We start from the raw sequence: 16,636 nt of genomic DNA on the forward strand, positions 1-16,636 counted from the left end.
CGTTTATGGGCGAAGGCGGTCCCCAAAGTCAACCAAGCGGGCCGCCTATTTGCCGGTTAAATTGCCAATATTCGGGAGCCGTGACACAAGCCTCACATGAGCGATCGCGACCGCAAACCCAATTTCCGAGGCAAGGGCGGTAAACCCTTCCAAAAAGGACCGAAATTCGGCCGCCCGCCGGCCCGGCGGGAGCGCGAATCCGGTTCCGACGGGCCGGTGATTCTATATGGCTGGCACACGGTGGCGGCCGCGCTTGCCAACCCGGACCGCCATATCCGCAAGCTTTACCTCACCGAGAACGCCGCCAAGCGCCTCGCCGACGAAAACATCGCGACCCGGGTCACCCCGGAGATCGTCCGGCCCGGCGATATCGACCGGCGCCTCACGCCCGATGCCGTTCATCAGGGGCTTTTGGCGGAGGCCGATCCCCTGCCCTCGCCCGGCATCGACACGCTGGCGCAGGAGGGCATCGTGCTGGTGCTCGACCAGATCACCGATCCGCACAATGTCGGCGCTATCCTGCGCTCGGCCGCGGCATTTGCGGTGAAGGCGATCATCACCACCGCCCGCCACAGCCCGGAGGCCACCGGCGTGCTGGCGAAGTCCGCCTCCGGCGCGCTCGAGCTGGTGCCTGTTGTCACCGTGCAGAATCTGGCGCGTGCGCTGAACGAACTGAACGACCACGGCTTCCAGACCGTCGGCCTCGACAGCGAGGGCTTGGAGGATCTCGGCAAGGTTCAGTTGCAGCAGCCGCTCGCGCTGGTGCTCGGCGCCGAAGGCAAGGGCTTGCGGCAATTGACGCGCGAGACCTGCCGCGTCGTCGCCCGCCTCGACATGCCTGGCGAGATCAAGAGCCTCAACGTCTCGAACGCCTGTGTGCTCGCGCTCTATATCGGCGCCAGCCGTCTCGGGCTGATGTGAGCGAAAACGCCCGCTCGCTTGACGCGAACGGGCGCTGATATCTCTTCGACCGATCGTCGGATCAGTAGTAGCGGCGCAGCACCGGATGGCCGTAGCGATGCGGCGCGTAGCCGTAGCGATAGCCGTAGTGCGGACGGTAGGGCCGATAGTGATGACGGTAGCCGTAGTGGCGATAGCCGTAATACGGGCGGCCATAGCCTTGGCGGTAGTACGGACGCGGCGCCCAATTGCCCGGGCCGGTGTAGCTCGGTCCCTGGTTGACGTAATAGTACTGCTGCGCTGCGTCGGGGTAGGCCGCATCCGGGTCAGGCAGGCGTTCGACCGCGCCGTAACCGCCATAGCCGTAGCCGTAGCCACCGCAGCCGCCGCAGCCATAGGTCACGGCAGGCGCGGCATAAACCGGCGCACCGCAAGGGTTGAAACCGCACGCCATTGCGGGCGCGGTCACCATGACGGCCACGGCCGCAATCAGTCCTTTGATCATTTGACGCATTACTCTCTCCTGATGGTCTCTGTTCGTCGCGTAGCTCTTGGTGGCTATGAAGGCGCCCCGCGAGGGGCTCTTGATTTGGGGCAGTTGGTTTAGGGTCCTCGGGGACGCGGTGGCCGCGGGACCGGTCCGGGCAGCGGCCGCGGCCCGTTGAACTGCGGCGCGTAGATCACCGGCGGCGGATCGACCGGCACGCTGGACTGCGCCGGGAGCGGCGCGGATTGCGCCCCCCACGATTGATGATAACTCTCGGCCGGCTGCGGCAGGCGGCGGTTGGCCGGTGGCTCGATTTCGAGGCGGCCGTAACCCGGCATGCGGCCGAGGCTCGGATAATAATGGCCGACATTCGGCTCGGGATCGATCGGGCGGCCGCCATAAACGGTCGGCACCATCGAGTCGTTGCGGGCCAGCCCCATCGCGCTTTCGACCACGGCGTAGGACGCGTCGACGCCATTGATGATGATGGGCACGCGCGGGGCGATTGGGCACGACGATGTCGAAACCGCCGCCGGCCAGCGCCGTCGAGGTCATCGCAGCCAATATCGCCAGCGCAAGACTTCCGCGCATGTTCACCCAGCGTCCCGAATTGTTCCACCAGCAGCCTAATCCAACGGCTTGGCGGAAGGGTTAAGGCCGCGGGCCAAACTGGCGGTAAGCCTAACGCGTAAGCATCGGCATCCGGTCAATGCGGCCGTGCGGCATCAGGAATCGTTAACGGCGGCTCTGGGTGCGTATGCGTCAGGTGAACGCGTTCTCGATGATCGCGTGGATGCCGATCGCAATCGTGACCGCGCCGACCGCCATTTGCAGGCCGCGATTGGCCCAGGTCAGCCAGCGCGCGGAGGCCGCGAGCGGCACCGCGATCACACTCGACAGCACGCCCATCCCGATCATCGATCCGACGCCGAACAGCGCGACATAGCCAAGCCCGATCACCGGGTTCGGGGCCTGCGACACCGTCAGCACCAACAGCGCCGCGGAGCCCGCCATGCCGTGCATCAGGCCGACCAGCAGCGTGCGCCAGCGGAAGCCATGGGCGTGGCTGTGCGCCGCGCGGACGTGCGGGCTGGTGGACGCAAGCGCCACGGTGGACGCACGCGCCACGGTTTCGCCGGCATGGCTGTGGGCGTGGAAATGCGTCATGCCGTCGCCATGCGAATGGGTGTGGAAGTGCACGCGGTCGCGCCACAGCCGCCACCAGACATGCGCGCCGAGGCCGACCAGCATCACGCCGACCGCGGTCTCGATCGGCTGCGCCACCGTCTCGGGGATCGCGTGCCCGAGCAGGATCGCGGCGCCGGCGAAGACGAACAGCGTGAGCGTGTGACCGAGGCCCCAGGTCAGGCCGTGCTTGACGATGTCACCGACATGGGTACGGCGCGCCGCGATGCTCGATACCGCCGCGATGTGATCCGGCTCCAGCGCATGCTGCATGCCGAGCAGAAAACCAAGACTCAAGATTCCGAACATCAATCCCCCGCGCCGGTGCGTGACGGCAGATCAAACACCACATCGCCGATCTTGTCAGGCCGGCAGCTCGTCAAACCAGCACCTCGTCGAACAGGCCTTGCATCGCCGCCCAGGAGCGGCGGTCGGCCCGCGCGTCGTAGAGCGCCGACTTCATGATCGAGCCGTCGGCGGTCGGGTTGGTAAAGCCGTGCAGCGTGTTGCCGTAGCTGATCACCTGCCAGTCAGCAACCTTGCCGGCGCGCATCTCGTTCTCGAACGCCGCGACCTGGTCGGAAGGCGCCAGCGGATCGTCGGCTCCGGTCAACACCAGCACGCTCGCCCTCACCGCACCCGCTGCCGCAGGCTGCGTGGTCGAGAGCACGCCGTGGAAGCTGACGACGGCCTTGAGGTCCGCGCCGTCGCGCGCGAGCTCGAGCACGACCGTGCCGCCGAAGCAGAAGCCGATCGCCGCGCAACGGGCAGCGTCGACCTCGGGCAATGCCGTGAGCGTCGCGAGCGCGGCGCGGGCACGTGCGCGGAGCGTGGCGGGATTGGTGCGCAAATGACCGATCAGCGTCATTGCCTGCTGCAGATCGGCGGCCTGCCGCCGCTCGCCGAACATGTCGGCGGCGAACGCCACATAGCCACGCTCGGCAAGCCTGCGCGCCCGCTCCATCGTGAAATCGCCGAGCCCGAGCCCTTCGTGGAATACCAGCACGCCGGCACGCTTTACGCCGCGGTCCTCGAACGCAAGATAGCCGCGCAAATTGGCGTCGCCGGCGGCGTAGTCGATGTCACCAGTGTGCATGCAATTCTCGTCAATGACAGCATGGTCCGGAACACATCATGCGCGAGTGTCGCGGAACTTCACACCGGTTTGAACGCAGGGCAAGGCCGCATCGGAACGGTCGCGGCATGGCGAGATTAGCTCTCCACGACGACAAGAGGAGAATCTCGCATGACACAACTCAGAATCCTTGGTGGTTTCCTTGGCGCAGCAGCCCTGCTCGCATCCGTGCTGGCCGGCCCCGCGATGGCGCAACAGACAATCGGCACCGCCGCGCGCTGCTCCAATGCCACACCGGACGCTCGATGCCAGGCGATGGGGTCGGACGCCACCTATCGCCATCATACCTATCGGCGGGACCGCGCCTGGCAGAATCCGAGCTGGCAAGACAGCTACAACCGGGTTGACCCCGGCCCGTTCGGGCCCGTCGACGCCGCGGCCGGCGTGGTCGGCGGCGCGGTCGGCACCGCGGCTGCGATCGCGACCGCCCCGTTCGGCGGCCCCGACTATGCCCGCACCCCGATCGGCGGCGAGGAATATGCCCGGCAGAACGGCTTTGTCTGCACCCCCGGCACCTGGTTCCGCGGCAGCGACGGCCTGCGGCATCCCTGCCAGTAGCTCAGGCGAACCGCTGATGCGCAAAAGGGCGGCCTTCGGGCCGCCTTTTTGCCGCCTGGCCGGTGGAGGCGAAGGGTCGATCCGGACCTCCCGGGTTCTGGCCTTCAGGTTCTGGCCCCGGCGCACCAAGTCTGCTATGCGAGCGCGCAAATCATACCCATGTCGCCGGCTTAGCTCAGCGGTAGAGCAGCAGTTTTGTAAACTGAAGGTCGGGGGTTCAATCCCCTCAGCCGGCACCACCAGTTTAGCCGACACTACGCCCTTATCCGTATAAATCGCCACCGGGATTCCTGCCTGCCCGGACAGCTCCCCCGAGTCCGCGCCTAACCTTCTGAGCGAGCCCCTTCAGGAATAGTGCGCTCATGGTGCCCTTAACACCAATATGCATTTCATTGATTGAGCCGTCAGCCAGCGTATGAATCTCGATCTCTGCGAAATTCATGTCTTCGAACAGTTGAGCGATATCCGGCTGGCAACGACCATCAGGCGGCAACACTCTCTGGCGTGAGATTTTGCAGTAGAATTTTCAAGAAGTAGTTGAAGTTCACGGAGCGATGCTGAAACCCGATAACCCTTGCGGATTGGCTCAATGCGTTTCGCCACGTCTCTGAGGCCCAACCGCCAAAGTGGGGCTGTAGCTCGTGCCATTGTTCGTCGGTAAGATCAGCTGCGGCCGCAGCAAGCGTTTCGAGCGTGTCTGCGGCCCGCAGATTGCGCGGATCGTCCAGAAATTTGACAACCAGTGTTGTGCGCCAAGCGGCGGTTCGTTCAAGTGATCCAGCGATCGATTCAACGCAATCGTCTTTGTCGTTCCAAATCATTTTCATTTTCTGTTGTTGATAGGTGTAAAGGCCGCCGCTAACGCGACGGTGGATGGCCGGATAACTCCGGTGGGATGCAACGCAGAAAAATAGCCGGGCATTGCGTGCCGGGTTTGACTAGACCTGCTGAGCGGAACCTGGAGCGAGCGAAAAGATTGACTCGTCACGGAGGTTCCAATGACACGGAAGAATTGGACGCCACGTCGGTCGAGCGCAATTGATGCCATTACTGGTTCCGGCGCGGCACAGGTTCCCGCTCGGCGGCGCGACTCGGGCAGTCAGGCAAACGAAACCGTTGACGGGCTCGACGCTGACACCGAGTTGTTGCGACACGCGACAGAAGATACGCCGACCGGTGCTGCACCTGACGACGAAGAAGAGACGCCGGTCTTCGATCGGGCCGGTGCTGCGCCGAAAATCTGAGCGGGGAGGCGCCGCCAACTGAGGCGGCCTTTATCGTATGCCAGTGAGCATTACGGCGGCGAATAGCACCGCTCCAATGATCGCAAAGCCAAGACAGATGCGCGCTCGAACTGCATACGAATCAAGATTGGGATGCTCCATCATGCCAACCTCCTCCTGTGCATTACGCGAGAGGCAGTCAGTTAACGCGAGCGGGTGATATCGGGTTCCGGGAGGGTTCCAATAGCGAAACACCGTAGTCTTCCGGAATCCAACAATGTTGTTGAAAACTCTAACCTAACCCTTGCCGGGGCTAGCTTTTCATCCCGAACAGATTTTCGAAACTAAGCCGGCAAGGGGCCGCGCGTGGAGCGGCCCCTTTCGATTCGCCCAATTGAGGCGTGGCCAGAAAGGCCCAACATGCAGCCGAAAATCAAAGAGCGTATCTGCCCGGCCTGCAATGGAACGGGCGTCCAGCCGATTGCGCAGGCGGTGCAGCCGGGTCACAGAATCTATCCGGTCAAATGCGCGGCCTGCGAAGGTAAGGGCAAGATCAGGGACAACGCCAACTAAGGTGGCCTTGGGGGGCTTAATGTTAGAGGAACCCGACTACATCAGGGGATCGACAGGCTCAAGTTCTCTTGCGGCATGAGTTTCGCCACATTCGCGTTTGCAAGCATCCTTCCGAAGGACGGTAGCTCATTCGGCGAGTTCGCCGCTAACACACAATCGATTTTTGGTCTTCTGACCGTCGTGTTGGTTTTGGTGCTTATGGGGCGATCCGCTTTGCGGTGGACGCGACAAAATCGAAAGTAGGCCACTCTCAAATTCAAACCAGGACACGGGGCTTAAATACAGACAGCACCCCGAGGGCGGTACTGGCCGAAATAGGCCACTCGCAGATGCGAAATAGGCCACTGTCAGCTGCGGTAGGTGAAAGAGGCGTATCCGTCCGGTGAAGGCCGCCTTGCAGAATGAGGCGTGTTGTTGAGAACTGTCCTTATGGACAGTGATATGCGCAGTGCCCAAGTCGAGCGGCTTGAGGTGGTGGACACGGGCCGGCGGCGGCGCTGGTCCGAGGATGAGAAGCTCAAGATCGTCCTAGAGAGCTTACAGGCGCCGCGCCAAGTTGCGGCAACAGCGCGGCGGTATGGTGTTTCGCGCTCATTGCTGCTGCGATGGCGGCGGTCGTTTCGGCCTGAGCCGAAGGATGCCGCCCATCAACCTGGCTTCGTACCGGCGATGGTGGTCGCGGAACTAGGGTCGACGTCTTGTCCAGTCGCGCCGGCCAGCAACGGCGGGTCGATCGAGATCGAGTTTGCTGCCGGGGTTCGGATGCGGATCGCGGGTACGGTCGACGCGGCGACGCTGAAGGCCGCCGTGGCGGCGCTGGCAGATGGACGCCTGCGGTGATCCCCATTGCGCCCGCCGTACGGGTGTGGGTTGCGACCGGCCACACCGATATGCGCCGCGGCATGAACTCGCTGGCCTTGCTGGTGCAGGAAGCCTTTAGGCGCGACCCGCACGGCGGCGATCTCTACGTATTCTGTGGCAAGAGCGGCAAGCTGCTCAAAATCCTTTGGCACGATGGGCTGGGCATGTCGCTGTATGCCAAGCGGCTGGAGCGCGGCCGCTTCCTGTGGCCGTCGTCGGCTGATGGCGTGGTGACAATCACCCCCGCCCAGCTTGGCTACCTGCTGGAGGGCATCGACTGGCGGATGCCGCAACATACCTGGCGACCGCAGGCGGCCGGCTGATCGCTGGGATTTGAATCGGTGGCACAATCAGCGGTTCGGACAGCGAACGCGTCCTGTGATTCTCTGGTCGGCGATGGGCGCCGATGATTCTCTTCCCGACGATGTGACCACGCTGCAGGCGATGCTGCGCGCCGAGCGAGCGGCCCGGATGGCCGCGGAAGCGGAGGCCCAGGCGGGGACCTTGCTGATCGAGAAGCTCAAGCTCACCATCAAGAAGCTGCGGCACGAGCAGTTCGGACAGTCCTCCGAGCGCGGCGCATTGCTGGACCAGCTCGAGCTGCAGCTCGCGGATCTGGAGGAGAACGCGGCGCAAGCTGAGACGGCCGCGCGGATAGCGGCCGAGAAGATTGCGGTGCCATCGTTCGAGCGCCGCAAGCCAGCCCGCCGGCCGCTGCCGGAGCATTTGCCGCGGGAGCGCATTGTCTATCCGGTGCCTGCCACCTGCCCATGCTGCGGCGACAGCCGATTGCGCAAGCTTGGCGAGGACGTGACCGAGACGCTGGAGCTCGTTCCGCGCCAGTGGAAGGTGATCCAGCACGTGCGCGAGAAGCTCGTCTGCCGGGCTTGCGAAGCGATCACCCAGCCGCCGGCTCCCTCGCATCCCATTGCGCGCGGGCGTGCAGGGCCCAAGCTGCTGGCCCATGTTCTGTTTGCCAAGTACGGCCTGCACCTGCCGCTCCATCGTCAGAGCGACGTCTATCAGCGTGAGGGCATCGACCTCAACGTATCGACGCTTGCGGACTGGGTAGGTGCCTCCGCGGCAACCCTGATGCCTCTGGTTGACGCCATCCGGAGCCATGTCTTCGCAGCCGAGCGCATCCACGCGGATGACACCACGGTGCCGGTCCTGGCCAAGGGCAAGACCCGGACCGGCCGGCTCTGGACCTACGTCCGCGACGACCGTCCGTTTGCCGGCCCAGATCCGCCGGCGGCCGTGTTCTTCTACTCGCCCGATCGTGGCGGTGCGCATCCGGAGCAGCATCTGGCGGGCTATGCCGGACTGATGCAGGCCGACGCCTATGCCGGCTTTGGTAGGCTCTACGAGGCCAATCGCAAGGGCGGCCCGATCATCGAGGCCGCGTGCTGGGCGCACGGCAGGCGCAAGTTCTTTGATCTCGCGCGGCTCAGCAAGGCGCCGATCGCGGCCGAGGCGGTCAAGCGCATCGATGTCCTGTTCGCCATCGAGCGCGAGATCAACGGTCTTGCTGCGCAGGAGCGTCTGCGTGTGCGCCAGGAGCGTAGCCGCCCTTTGATCGTCGAGCTGGAGGCGTGGTTACGCGAGCAGCGCGCCAAGCTCTCCAGGAACAACGACACCACCAAAGCGATCAATTACTGCTTCAGCCGTTGGGATGCATTTAGCCGCTTCCTTGATGACGGGCGGCTTTGCATGTCGAACAACGCCGCCGAGCGAGAGCTACGGGCTGTCGCTGTGGGCAGAAGAAATTGGACCTTCGCCGGCTCCGATGAGGGCGGCCGACGTGCGGCGGCAATCTACACCCTCATCGCCACCGCCAAACTCAACGGCATCGATCCACAGGCTTGGCTCGCCGATGTGCTGGCCCGCCTGCCGGATCACCCCGCAAAGCGCATTCGCGAACTCCCACCTTGGAACTGGCGCCATCAGAACGTCGCTCACGCGGCGTGAACGCAGTCAGCCAGGCGGCACCTCGCCGCGCTGCGCATTGCCGAAGGCCACCACCCAATCGCGCTGCTCGTCGGTATCCGGCACGATCAGGCCTCGCGAAGCTCTAATCAGCGCAAGCGCTTCCTCCGCCTCGATTCCGGAACAGATCAGTGCGCAAGCTGCAATTACCGAAGACCGGCCAATCCCGGCCCGGCAATGGATCGCGATGGAACGACCGTCTCGCAAGCCAGTGGCCAACAAGTGAGCGATCTGCGAAGCCTCACGTCGAGATTCTGGTAATCCACGATCTGGAATCGGGAAAGAAATGAAGTCGATCCCATTAGAACGGCAAAGCTCGGCTTCACGCTGCAACCCAAGCTCCGAAACCTCCTCATGCTCCAGAAGACTCACCACCACATCGACGCCGGAGTTCTTCCACTCGGTCACCTCCGTCTCCAACCAATCGTCAGCGCGAGGACGCGCCATAATCGCTATCCGTCCGACCGCTCGAATCTCAATCCAATGTAATCGGGACATTCAAACCCTAATTTGTGAAATCCACTACATCGCAGCATCACATAGTCCACGCCTCACCGGCAGGGGCGGCCTTCCCCGGACGGATACAAAGAGGCCGCCAACTGAGGCGGCCCTGCATGATGCGGCATTACAGCGCGGACGCCACAAGCCGTACATGTATGGGTATACAGCTCCGTAGTAAGAGCGCCTTATCGTCCATTGCCCGATTGGAGCATATTAGCGTTCGCCCGGTGCTTTAGCATGCACCGGGCTTTCGCGCGCCGCGTTCTTACGCGAGCAGCACGTAGACGAACCCAGCGGCGACCAGCACCAGCCAGACCAGCGAGAGACGGAAATAGATCAGGTCGCGGTCCATGCATGAATCTTAGGTGTCCATGCTGACATGATCCTTACGGCGCTTCCCGGGTTGTTCTGCGGGATAAAATTCCTTGATATGGATCAAAAATCGAATGGGGCAGAACATCCGATGGGGCCTCTCAGTAGTCCTACCGAGAACAACGGGCAACGCATGGTTGCGACACGGTTAAACCCAAACTAGGCCACTCGAAATTTCAAAGTAGGCCACTGGGGATGGAAACAGGCCAGTACCCCGAGGGCGACGGGAACAGACCGCAAAACGAGAACGAATTGAAGGCCCTGCCCTACCGCCGCCGTGGCTTTGGCCGCCTCGCAGTTGTGGGATTCACCGGTTCGGACCAAGCTCCAAAGCTAATAATGCCAACGTTTTCCTGTCGGCTAAACTGTGTGGAGCACTCAGCCGGCACCAGTTTTTCACGAAATCAACGAAACGGGTCAGTTGACCGTGCCTCGGTACGGGATGCCCGACGTGGCTGCGTTGGAGCGCGGGGTGTTGGCAACGGGGTGGTGGAGGCTTGCACTCGCTGAAAACATTCCGCAAAATTGCGCCACAAGGAGCCACAAGCGGATTTCGGGCAGGCACCGGATGACGGAAAAGCAGTCGCGGGCGAGGACGTCGTTGCTGAAGGCATTGCTGCTGGTCTCTGCCCTGCTGATGGGCTACTCGGATCTCATCACCACCAACGAGATCTTGCAGCGGGGAATGGGCGAACTGAACCCGTTCATGTGGCTCACTCAGGAGTGGCTGGGTGAATGGTGGCTTGTTGCCAAACTGGGTTTGACCTACCTCGTGATATGGTTGCTCTGGCACGGCAACAGCGAACGCCAAATGGCTTATGTGGTCGCCCTTATTGCACTGCCCGTCTACAACAATCTGTTCATCCTCGCGGGCGCCAATTGAGCTGACCTTGTGGTGATGCTGGCGAGCCGCCGGTAGCGCTGCCTGGCACAGTTGCCGAGGCTCGCTATTTCACAATGGACACTGCCAGGCGCGGTTCTGACGATGAACTGGTCCTACTATCTCGTCGGCGTTGCTGTTGTCCTGCTCCTGGTCGCCTATCGCCTGCATGGCGGGCTGTACAGGAAGGATACGCCGCGGGACGAGCGATTGAATCGACTGATCGATGAACGCGTCGATCGCCTGGACCTGAAGCGCGACAAGAAGCACGAGCCGTCCGAGCTATGAAGACTGGTCAGCCGCGCCTCGTCGCGCGCAGCTTCAGTCGGCCGAGATCGACCGTCGACCGCAGCAGCCCCGCCAGCTCGTAGGAGAATACGGCAGCTCCGAGCAAGGCGAAGCGGGCTTTGACGCCGGCGAATTGACCGAAGCACGATTCTTCGACGCAGATGCCGACGCGGTCCGCTGCTGCAAATCTCTTGATGATCCCGTGAATGCCGACCGTCCTGCCGCCGATGTTGCCTTCAAACCGAAGTGCCTGGGCATCGAGTCCTCCATCCAGATCTTCGCGGCTTGCGCCGCGCATTGTCCTTGATCCAAGCCGAGCATGTATTTGCGGCTCAATCAAAGAGCCTCAGTTGGATTACCCACAACGTTTAACGGAAGCAGTAGTCTTCCGGTCTCCACCAGATGCCTCGCATCACCGACGGCACTTGCGGGAACACGCAAGACAGCGGCGACTCATCGAACGAGCCTTGCTCGGCAGGCTCGCAAGCAAAGCAGGATGATGTCCGTCATCTCAGTGCGCTTTTACGAAGCGCAACTTGTACACCTGCCACTGGAAGCCAGTGGCGGACAGCTCGCCAGTCAAGCTCCGCTGGTCTCAAGCGCGTCTCGGATGTCGGCGATCATCCGGCGTAGCTGGCCGATATCGACAGCCGTCGGGAACAGCCGGACGCCCTGTGCCTTGGCAGGAATCGTGGGATCATCCCCGTAGGATCACCCATCCCTTGCCTTGTTTCTGTCCTTGCAGCCCAAAACGCGATATGCAGAATGTGGGATGGGACTCAGCCAATGACCTATTTGATCCTTGCCCGGGATGGCACCAGCCAAATCGTGCTGAAGCGCGACAGCGAAGACGCGGCCGAGAAGAAGGCGCGCGAGCTGAAGGAGATGGGTTGGTTCGAGGTCGAGGTCCGCGAGGACAAGGCCGGCCACCCGGTCGCGGCTACGGTGACCGATCGGCCCAACACCCTTCAATAGCGCCTGCCCTTCAATGACGTCTTCCCTTGAATGACGTCTTGATGAACCTTTGTCGGATGGCCCTTACACATGTGTGAGGAGCCTACGATGTCCGACACAGCCCATTATCGTTTCCAGTCCGATCAGGCGCGACGGCTGGCCCGCCAGGTCACCGACGCCGCGGTGCGTGAAAAGCTGCTCGAAATGGCCGAGGAGTATGGCCGCTACGCCGACCTGATCGAGGCCCGCGGCACCGAACCGGCACCTGTCGAGGCGATGGCTCACTAGGCGGAACCCGCCCGCTCCCGTTGCCACACCGGGCCGGTGGACTCGCGACTTGAGCTTTCAGGTCTGCTCCTGCCGCACTTTCTCAAGCTTGATGTCAAACCGCGCGAAAACGCCTGAGGATTTGTTCGGAACATTATGCCCCCTCACGCGATTTTCCCCGCATGAGGGTACGCGAGACCAACCGCAATTTGATGCTTCTAGGCAGCTTCACGCTGCTGAGCGTGGCTGCCGCCGGCATCGTCGCCCTGCTCGATCCGGCGCCCGCGCCGGCCAGCGCCGCGCCCCGGCCGGCCGCGAATCAGGCGCCGGTCCCAAGCCAAGCACTGACCCAGACGCCGGTCCGGATCGTCGGTACCCCGTTCGTCCCGAACACCAATCCCCGTCAGCGCTGACCGTCCTCGCGCCCAGGCACGTCACAATTTTGTCACCGTGCCTGCAAAACAGGCGTCTTCGTCAACCATCATGATCGCGAGTGCTTGCTTCCGCGGGGTTGCTCTGATGCAATCCGCCCGCTCAAGGTGCGCCATGAAGTGGATGAAGGAACGCGATCTCCTGATCGCGCAGACAATGGCTTTCGTACAGTCGGTGAAGGGCAAGCTGCCCGACGCCGAGCTGCCGACGCCTGCCCCGCAGACCGCCGTGCCGCCTGCCCCGCTGCCCGCCACCGCGGCCGAGGCAGCGTTTGAGGCAAAGCCAGTCTTTGAGACAGAGCCAGTCTTTGAGACAGAGCCAGTCTTGGAGGCAAAGCCCGCCTTGGAGGCAAAGCCGGCCTTGGAGATCAAGCCTGCGGCGGAGGCCCAAAGGGTGGTCATGCCGCCGCCGCTTCCGGTGCCGACCGTGCTCGAGGGGCTGCCCACCGCGCCGCCGCCTTTGACGGTGACCGTCGTCGAAGTCCCGCCGCCGCCGGCGCAGCCGCCGCAATTTGCCAAGCTCGACATCAGCGGCGACTTCGGATCCGAGGTGCGGGAGCGTGTTGCCAATTTCCGCGCGCAGCAGCAGCGTTTCCTCAGGGAGCGCGAGGAATACTGCACCACGACCATGGCCAAGGTCCGCGCCGCGATCCGCGACAACAGCGAGCTGCCGCGCTCCGGCAAGTAACCGCCTCCCCTTGATCTCCGAATCGTTCGCCGACCTTCAGCCGCGCGCGCCCGGTTTCACCGGCTCGCTCAGGAAGCGTCCGCTCGATCGCGCCAGCGTCGGCTCCTCCACAGCGTCAACGGCAGGCTGCTTGCCTTCCACCATCGATCGGAGGCCGGCCACGGCCCGGGTCATCCGTTCGGCGAATTTGGCCGCGGCGCCATCGAGGAACGCCCGGTCCTTCGGCTTCGGCTTGGCGATCCGCAGCTCGAAACGCGACGTTCCGTCCGGGCCGTCGAGAACGGCCCGGGTCATGATGATGCGCGGCGCTCCGGGCACCGGCAGCGTGATGCCGACCGTGAAGTAATCGACCGGACGCCAGTCGAGCGTCTCCTCGACGTTGGTATGGTTGCCGTGCGCGCAATGATTTTTGGTGCCGACACCGCGTCGTCCCTTGCCTGACTCCTCGACGATGTCGTCGGCGTCCCACCATTTCCGCCATTGCCCGGGCACGGTGATGAACTCCCACACCGTCTGCCGCGGCGCGGCGATGTCGAACTCCAGTATCGCGTAGGCGTCTTCGCGCGTCACCTCCATCCGCGTTTGCGCGTCGTCCTGCTGCCACGCCGCCTCGAGATCGCGCGCCCACAGCGTCACATCGCCGATGATGTCGATGGTTTCCTGATGCGGGATCAGACCTTGTGCCACCGGGTCGACGCCCATGGCACGGATCGCCGCGTCGCTGTAGAGCGCGTAGGCACGCCCGCCGACCTTCTCGCCCACCGTGTTCTTGAGCAGCCGATGGACCAGAATGACGTCGCGCCCGGCGAGCTCTTCCCTGCCGCCCATCTTCTGCTTCACCATCTCGCCATGATGAACGACGAATTTGAAATCGAGATCGCCCATCGCGACGCAGGCCTTGCACTCGCAGGTCGAGGCCTGGCGGACGTCGCGCAGGCGCCGCCTGAACTTGAAATAGGCGCCCTCGATCGCGTCCTGCAGGAGCGAGCCGTCGATTGTCCCGGTCGAGTAGACGAACGCCGCGTCGCCCTCGAACTTGGCGAGGCGAAACGGCGGGCGCAGCCCTTTCACCACCACGTCCATGAAATCGGCGATGATATCCTGCGCGTGGTCGAGCTCGACCGCCGCGAGGAAGTTGGTATAGCCGGAAATATCGGCAATCGCGAAATATGCCGCTTCAGCCTTCGGAAGCATGGAGACCTCCCGCGTAACCTTTTCGTGCGATGACGCAGTCTGTCACACCGCGCCATACGAGGTCGAGAGTGGCGACTCTTGTTCTGACGCGTTTTCTGAGCGCGAACCGGTATCCACTTCGCTTGAAAACGCTCTAGCCGCCGCCGATCTTCTCCAGCACCGGCAGCAGATGCTTCAAGAACTCGCTTGGGTTCTCGCTCATCGGGAAATGCCCGAGGCCCTTCATGATGGTAGCCTCACTACCGGCAATGCTGTTCGCCACCGCCAGCGTCTCCTCCGGCGTGCAGGAATAGTCGTACTCGCCCGACAGCAGGAACAGCGGGCAGCGTCTGGTGTCGATCTCGGCTATGCGGGCGCGGATATCGCCGTCGATCTTGTAGAAATAGAGGTCGCCTTTGAACACGCCGGGGCCGCCTTGCATGTAGTGCCACAGCGTCTCCCACCGCTCCTTGTCGGGCGCGTCAGGTCCGACCAGACCCGAGACGATGGCGGCCGCGACCTCGCCGCCATGCACGTCCGGCCGGTGCAGGAAATTCAGGTCGTAATAGGGATCGACATGCGCGCCGGCCTGCAGGCCGATAATGGCGCGGAAGCGTTCGGGATGCTCGAGCGCGAGATGCAGCACGATCCGGCCGCCGATCGAGCAGCCGATCACGATCGGCCGGTCGAGATCGAGCGCCTCCATCACGGCCAGGATCATCGCCGTGTATTGCGCCGAGGTGAGCTGGTACTCCTCGTCGTGCCAGCCCTGGGGCGGCGACGACTTGCCGTGCCAGGGCATGTCGAAGGCGATGACGCGATGGTTGCGCGTAACGCTGACATCGTTCATCAGGCCGCGATATTGCCGCCCGTCGGCGCCCGCGGTGTGCAGGCAGAGCAGCGGCGTGCCCTCGCCGGCCTCCTCGACATAGACGCGGTGCGCCCGGCCTGACAGTTCGAGATGCATGTAGCGGCCGGTGATCGGTTCGAATTTGGCGCTCATGCGGCGGCTCCCTCGCGGCGCAGCTTGCCGAGCGCCTCCTTGAAGTAACGCAGGTTCGCCATGAAGATCTGCGGCTCGCCCTCGGCCTTCAGCACGCGGCGCTTGATCAGCGCCATCAGGTCGTTGGAGCCCGGCGGCGGCCGCTTTTCGCAGAACCGGTCCCATTCCTCGTCCGAGGTGCGCAGCGCAAACGACGACGACGGCATCACGAACGGGCCCTTCGTCACCGCGACGATGCGGCCCTCATGGATCGCGATCAGCCAGGCGGCCTTGCCGATCTCGAGCAGGAACGTCGTGGTGAGGTAGCGGCCGCGCCGCACCAGGCCGGCGTCGCAATTGACCCGTTCCTTCAGCATCTCGATCATGTCAGCTCCACCCCGATCGCGGCCCGTCCGCGGAGGCGGCGGCGGGCACTTGTTCTGACGGCAATGATGGAAGGAATGGCCGGGCCGTCAATCGATGCCGGGGTCGCGCGGCCACGGCGTTTTCGCGTGGGCCGCTACATACAGGTTTTGGCTGGAGCCAAGTTTCCCTAAAGCCACGACCAGACCAGCGCCACGTTGGCGGCACAGGCTGCGAGCAGCACAACCGCAAGCGCGAGCTGCACGCGTTCGTAGGGGGGCTGGTGGATCGCTCTCATGGCTCGGAGCATCCGGCGATTCTACCCGGGGAGTCCCGGGGATTCTTTTTTCCGGGGTTTACCGCTCATTAAGGACTCAGGCCCCTCCGGCGAAAGGTCAGAAATGACTCATGTTTTCAGATGCTTGCCCGAATCTAGCTCACGGTTCCGTGATCGGAACGGCGATCTCGTGTGAAACCCGGGACGGGCCTTGGCGTTGTCAATTGTTTGGGGAAACGACGAATGCCGTACGCGCTGTTCTATCAAGACGCCAAGCTGAGCAAGGCCTACCCGACCGAGGACGACGTCTGGAAGCTTGCCCGGCAATCGGGCCTGGTGGTGGATACCGTCTCCGAGGAGGAGAAGTCCTCGCCGCGCCCGGTGCTGGACAATGACTACGAAATCCGCCCGTGCCAGCCCGAGCCGAACGAAGATCCGGTCAAGAACATGGCCGATGCCGATCGCGAAGCGCGTCTGGAGCCGCGGTTGAACTGAGGGACAGTGGGTCGTCCGGTGCGCATGCGCGGACCGGATTTCGATGCGGCCGTCGTG

General features: G+C 63.3%; 23 protein-coding genes, 1 tRNA gene and 1 pseudogene. 15 read left to right on the forward strand and 10 right to left on the reverse strand.

The features are described 5' to 3' along the window. Positions 1 to 96 precede the first annotated feature (96 nt). Entirely contained in the window at positions 97 to 921 is an 825-nt protein-coding gene (gene rlmB / locus ACVIGB_RS12460) for a 23S rRNA (guanosine(2251)-2'-O)-methyltransferase RlmB (protein WP_456722467.1), read from the forward strand. A 61-nt stretch (positions 922 to 982) separates the two neighbouring features. Here the strand turns inward: rlmB and ACVIGB_RS12465 are convergent, their stop codons facing one another. The 4 genes and pseudogenes from ACVIGB_RS12465 to ACVIGB_RS12480 all read right to left on the reverse strand — a co-directional run bounded on the left by ACVIGB_RS12465 (position 983) and on the right by ACVIGB_RS12480 (position 3,668). Continuing rightward, the gene (locus tag ACVIGB_RS12465; RefSeq protein WP_171947621.1) at positions 983 to 1,414 is read right to left on the reverse strand and encodes a hypothetical protein; all 432 of its coding nucleotides are present in this window, start codon (positions 1,412 to 1,414) and stop codon (positions 983 to 985) included. 89 nt (positions 1,415 to 1,503) lie between these two features. Beyond that, positions 1,504 to 1,978, reverse strand: a pseudogene (locus ACVIGB_RS12470) (hypothetical protein). Between the two features lie 171 nt (positions 1,979 to 2,149). Beyond that, positions 2,150 to 2,881, reverse strand: coding sequence for an urease accessory protein (locus tag ACVIGB_RS12475; protein WP_456722466.1), 732 nt, complete (start codon positions 2,879 to 2,881; stop codon positions 2,150 to 2,152). 70 nt (positions 2,882 to 2,951) lie between these two features. After that, positions 2,952 to 3,668, reverse strand: a complete 717-nt coding sequence (locus tag ACVIGB_RS12480) for a dienelactone hydrolase family protein (protein ID WP_456722465.1) — start codon at positions 3,666 to 3,668, stop codon at positions 2,952 to 2,954. A gap of 150 nt (positions 3,669 to 3,818) precedes the next feature. On the opposite strand from ACVIGB_RS12480, the gene ACVIGB_RS12485 reads away from it, so the two are divergent. Then, positions 3,819 to 4,265: a hypothetical protein gene (locus tag ACVIGB_RS12485; protein ID WP_456722464.1), complete on the forward strand. Its 447-nt coding sequence runs from the start codon at positions 3,819 to 3,821 to the stop codon at positions 4,263 to 4,265. Between the two features lie 164 nt (positions 4,266 to 4,429). Then, positions 4,430 to 4,504 (forward strand) — tRNA-Thr (locus tag ACVIGB_RS12490). A gap of 243 nt (positions 4,505 to 4,747) precedes the next feature. On the opposite strand, the gene ACVIGB_RS12495 is transcribed toward ACVIGB_RS12490, so the two are convergent. After that, complete coding sequence (locus ACVIGB_RS12495) at positions 4,748 to 5,086, reverse strand: hypothetical protein (protein WP_456722463.1); 339 nt, start codon at positions 5,084 to 5,086, stop codon at positions 4,748 to 4,750. Between the two features lie 177 nt (positions 5,087 to 5,263). Here ACVIGB_RS12495 and ACVIGB_RS12500 point away from each other — a divergent pair, with 177 nt between their 5' ends. The 5 genes from ACVIGB_RS12500 to tnpC all read left to right on the forward strand — a co-directional run bounded on the left by ACVIGB_RS12500 (position 5,264) and on the right by tnpC (position 8,890). Beyond that, positions 5,264 to 5,509, forward strand: a complete 246-nt coding sequence (locus tag ACVIGB_RS12500) for a hypothetical protein (RefSeq protein WP_456722462.1) — start codon at positions 5,264 to 5,266, stop codon at positions 5,507 to 5,509. Between the two features lie 399 nt (positions 5,510 to 5,908). Then, positions 5,909 to 6,061: a zinc finger domain-containing protein gene (locus ACVIGB_RS12505; protein ID WP_375789745.1), complete on the forward strand. Its 153-nt coding sequence runs from the start codon at positions 5,909 to 5,911 to the stop codon at positions 6,059 to 6,061. A gap of 429 nt (positions 6,062 to 6,490) precedes the next feature. Further along, entirely contained in the window at positions 6,491 to 6,901 is a 411-nt protein-coding gene (gene tnpA, locus ACVIGB_RS12510) for an IS66-like element accessory protein TnpA (RefSeq protein ID WP_456722461.1), read from the forward strand. After that, on the forward strand, positions 6,898 to 7,245 hold the full coding sequence (tnpB, locus tag ACVIGB_RS12515) for an IS66 family insertion sequence element accessory protein TnpB (protein WP_456722460.1): 348 nt from the start codon (positions 6,898 to 6,900) through the stop codon (positions 7,243 to 7,245). The genes tnpA and tnpB overlap by 4 nt, the downstream gene beginning before the upstream one ends. Before the next feature lie 73 nt (positions 7,246 to 7,318). Next, a complete protein-coding gene (gene tnpC, locus ACVIGB_RS12520) occupies positions 7,319 to 8,890 on the forward strand; it encodes an IS66 family transposase (RefSeq protein WP_456725192.1) in 1,572 nt (523 codons plus the stop codon). 6 nt (positions 8,891 to 8,896) lie between these two features. Here tnpC and ACVIGB_RS12525 read toward each other — a convergent pair whose 3' ends face one another. Beyond that, entirely contained in the window at positions 8,897 to 9,406 is a 510-nt protein-coding gene (locus ACVIGB_RS12525) for a protein-tyrosine phosphatase family protein (RefSeq protein ID WP_456722459.1), read from the reverse strand. Positions 9,407 to 10,232: 826 nt separating this feature from the next. Between ACVIGB_RS12525 and ACVIGB_RS12530 the strand changes: the two genes are divergently transcribed. Then, the gene (locus ACVIGB_RS12530) at positions 10,233 to 10,664 is read left to right on the forward strand and encodes a DUF5658 family protein (protein WP_244549499.1); all 432 of its coding nucleotides are present in this window, start codon (positions 10,233 to 10,235) and stop codon (positions 10,662 to 10,664) included. Between the two features lie 102 nt (positions 10,665 to 10,766). Then, positions 10,767 to 10,949: a hypothetical protein gene (locus tag ACVIGB_RS12535; protein WP_456722458.1), complete on the forward strand. Its 183-nt coding sequence runs from the start codon at positions 10,767 to 10,769 to the stop codon at positions 10,947 to 10,949. A gap of 7 nt (positions 10,950 to 10,956) precedes the next feature. On the opposite strand, the gene ACVIGB_RS12540 is transcribed toward ACVIGB_RS12535, so the two are convergent. Beyond that, positions 10,957 to 11,247: a hypothetical protein gene (locus ACVIGB_RS12540; protein ID WP_092115092.1), complete on the reverse strand. Its 291-nt coding sequence runs from the start codon at positions 11,245 to 11,247 to the stop codon at positions 10,957 to 10,959. Between the two features lie 488 nt (positions 11,248 to 11,735). Between ACVIGB_RS12540 and ACVIGB_RS12545 the strand changes: the two genes are divergently transcribed. The 4 genes from ACVIGB_RS12545 to ACVIGB_RS12560 all read left to right on the forward strand — a co-directional run bounded on the left by ACVIGB_RS12545 (position 11,736) and on the right by ACVIGB_RS12560 (position 13,289). Continuing rightward, positions 11,736 to 11,924 carry a hypothetical protein gene (locus tag ACVIGB_RS12545; RefSeq protein ID WP_298373030.1) on the forward strand — a complete coding sequence of 63 codons (189 nt, stop codon included), beginning with the start codon at positions 11,736 to 11,738 and terminating at the stop codon, positions 11,922 to 11,924. A gap of 87 nt (positions 11,925 to 12,011) precedes the next feature. After that, positions 12,012 to 12,191: a hypothetical protein gene (locus tag ACVIGB_RS12550; protein WP_092115094.1), complete on the forward strand. Its 180-nt coding sequence runs from the start codon at positions 12,012 to 12,014 to the stop codon at positions 12,189 to 12,191. 161 nt (positions 12,192 to 12,352) lie between these two features. Then, positions 12,353 to 12,583 carry a hypothetical protein gene (locus tag ACVIGB_RS12555; RefSeq protein ID WP_456722457.1) on the forward strand — a complete coding sequence of 77 codons (231 nt, stop codon included), beginning with the start codon at positions 12,353 to 12,355 and terminating at the stop codon, positions 12,581 to 12,583. 133 nt (positions 12,584 to 12,716) lie between these two features. Continuing rightward, entirely contained in the window at positions 12,717 to 13,289 is a 573-nt protein-coding gene (locus ACVIGB_RS12560; protein WP_456722456.1) for a hypothetical protein, read from the forward strand. A 36-nt stretch (positions 13,290 to 13,325) separates the two neighbouring features. Here the strand turns inward: ACVIGB_RS12560 and ACVIGB_RS12565 are convergent, their stop codons facing one another. The 3 genes from ACVIGB_RS12565 to ACVIGB_RS12575 form a co-directional block, all read right to left on the reverse strand. Next, a complete protein-coding gene (locus tag ACVIGB_RS12565) occupies positions 13,326 to 14,483 on the reverse strand; it encodes a DUF2652 domain-containing protein (RefSeq protein ID WP_456722455.1) in 1,158 nt (385 codons plus the stop codon). Positions 14,484 to 14,616: 133 nt separating this feature from the next. Beyond that, positions 14,617 to 15,465, reverse strand: a complete 849-nt coding sequence (locus ACVIGB_RS12570; RefSeq protein WP_456722454.1) for an alpha/beta fold hydrolase — start codon at positions 15,463 to 15,465, stop codon at positions 14,617 to 14,619. Continuing rightward, entirely contained in the window at positions 15,462 to 15,830 is a 369-nt protein-coding gene (locus tag ACVIGB_RS12575) for a hypothetical protein (RefSeq protein WP_456722453.1), read from the reverse strand. The genes ACVIGB_RS12570 and ACVIGB_RS12575 overlap by 4 nt, the downstream gene beginning before the upstream one ends. A 497-nt stretch (positions 15,831 to 16,327) precedes the next feature. Between ACVIGB_RS12575 and ACVIGB_RS12580 the strand changes: the two genes are divergently transcribed. Further along, the gene (locus tag ACVIGB_RS12580) at positions 16,328 to 16,579 is read left to right on the forward strand and encodes a hypothetical protein (RefSeq protein ID WP_456722452.1); all 252 of its coding nucleotides are present in this window, start codon (positions 16,328 to 16,330) and stop codon (positions 16,577 to 16,579) included. Positions 16,580 to 16,636: the final 57 nt, after the last annotated feature.

This window comes from Bradyrhizobium sp. USDA 4341 (genome assembly GCF_054063755.1).

Coding starts and splice junctions, on each gene's coding strand:
- ACVIGB_RS12465 (WP_171947621.1), bottom strand. CDS start 1,414: ATGCGTCAAATGATCAAAGGACTGATTGCGGCCGTGGCCGTCATGGTG.
- ACVIGB_RS12485 (WP_456722464.1), top strand. CDS start 3,819: ATGACACAACTCAGAATCCTTGGTGGTTTCCTTGGCGCAGCAGCCCTG.
- ACVIGB_RS12500 (WP_456722462.1), top strand. CDS start 5,264: ATGACACGGAAGAATTGGACGCCACGTCGGTCGAGCGCAATTGATGCC.
- ACVIGB_RS12535 (WP_456722458.1), top strand. CDS start 10,767: ATGAACTGGTCCTACTATCTCGTCGGCGTTGCTGTTGTCCTGCTCCTG.
- tnpC (WP_456725192.1), top strand. CDS start 7,319: ATGGGCGCCGATGATTCTCTTCCCGACGATGTGACCACGCTGCAGGCG.
- ACVIGB_RS12505 (WP_375789745.1), top strand. CDS start 5,909: ATGCAGCCGAAAATCAAAGAGCGTATCTGCCCGGCCTGCAATGGAACG.
- ACVIGB_RS12560 (WP_456722456.1), top strand. CDS start 12,717: ATGAAGTGGATGAAGGAACGCGATCTCCTGATCGCGCAGACAATGGCT.
- ACVIGB_RS12475 (WP_456722466.1), bottom strand. CDS start 2,881: ATGTTCGGAATCTTGAGTCTTGGTTTTCTGCTCGGCATGCAGCATGCG.
- ACVIGB_RS12550 (WP_092115094.1), top strand. CDS start 12,012: ATGTCCGACACAGCCCATTATCGTTTCCAGTCCGATCAGGCGCGACGG.
- tnpA (WP_456722461.1), top strand. CDS start 6,491: ATGGACAGTGATATGCGCAGTGCCCAAGTCGAGCGGCTTGAGGTGGTG.
- ACVIGB_RS12480 (WP_456722465.1), bottom strand. CDS start 3,668: ATGCACACTGGTGACATCGACTACGCCGCCGGCGACGCCAATTTGCGC.
- ACVIGB_RS12495 (WP_456722463.1), bottom strand. CDS start 5,086: ATGATTTGGAACGACAAAGACGATTGCGTTGAATCGATCGCTGGATCA.
- ACVIGB_RS12525 (WP_456722459.1), bottom strand. CDS start 9,406: ATGTCCCGATTACATTGGATTGAGATTCGAGCGGTCGGACGGATAGCG.
- ACVIGB_RS12570 (WP_456722454.1), bottom strand. CDS start 15,465: ATGAGCGCCAAATTCGAACCGATCACCGGCCGCTACATGCATCTCGAA.
- ACVIGB_RS12540 (WP_092115092.1), bottom strand. CDS start 11,247: ATGCGCGGCGCAAGCCGCGAAGATCTGGATGGAGGACTCGATGCCCAG.
- ACVIGB_RS12575 (WP_456722453.1), bottom strand. CDS start 15,830: ATGATCGAGATGCTGAAGGAACGGGTCAATTGCGACGCCGGCCTGGTG.
- ACVIGB_RS12545 (WP_298373030.1), top strand. CDS start 11,736: ATGACCTATTTGATCCTTGCCCGGGATGGCACCAGCCAAATCGTGCTG.
- ACVIGB_RS12580 (WP_456722452.1), top strand. CDS start 16,328: ATGCCGTACGCGCTGTTCTATCAAGACGCCAAGCTGAGCAAGGCCTAC.
- rlmB (WP_456722467.1), top strand. CDS start 97: ATGAGCGATCGCGACCGCAAACCCAATTTCCGAGGCAAGGGCGGTAAA.
- ACVIGB_RS12565 (WP_456722455.1), bottom strand. CDS start 14,483: ATGCTTCCGAAGGCTGAAGCGGCATATTTCGCGATTGCCGATATTTCC.
- ACVIGB_RS12555 (WP_456722457.1), top strand. CDS start 12,353: ATGAGGGTACGCGAGACCAACCGCAATTTGATGCTTCTAGGCAGCTTC.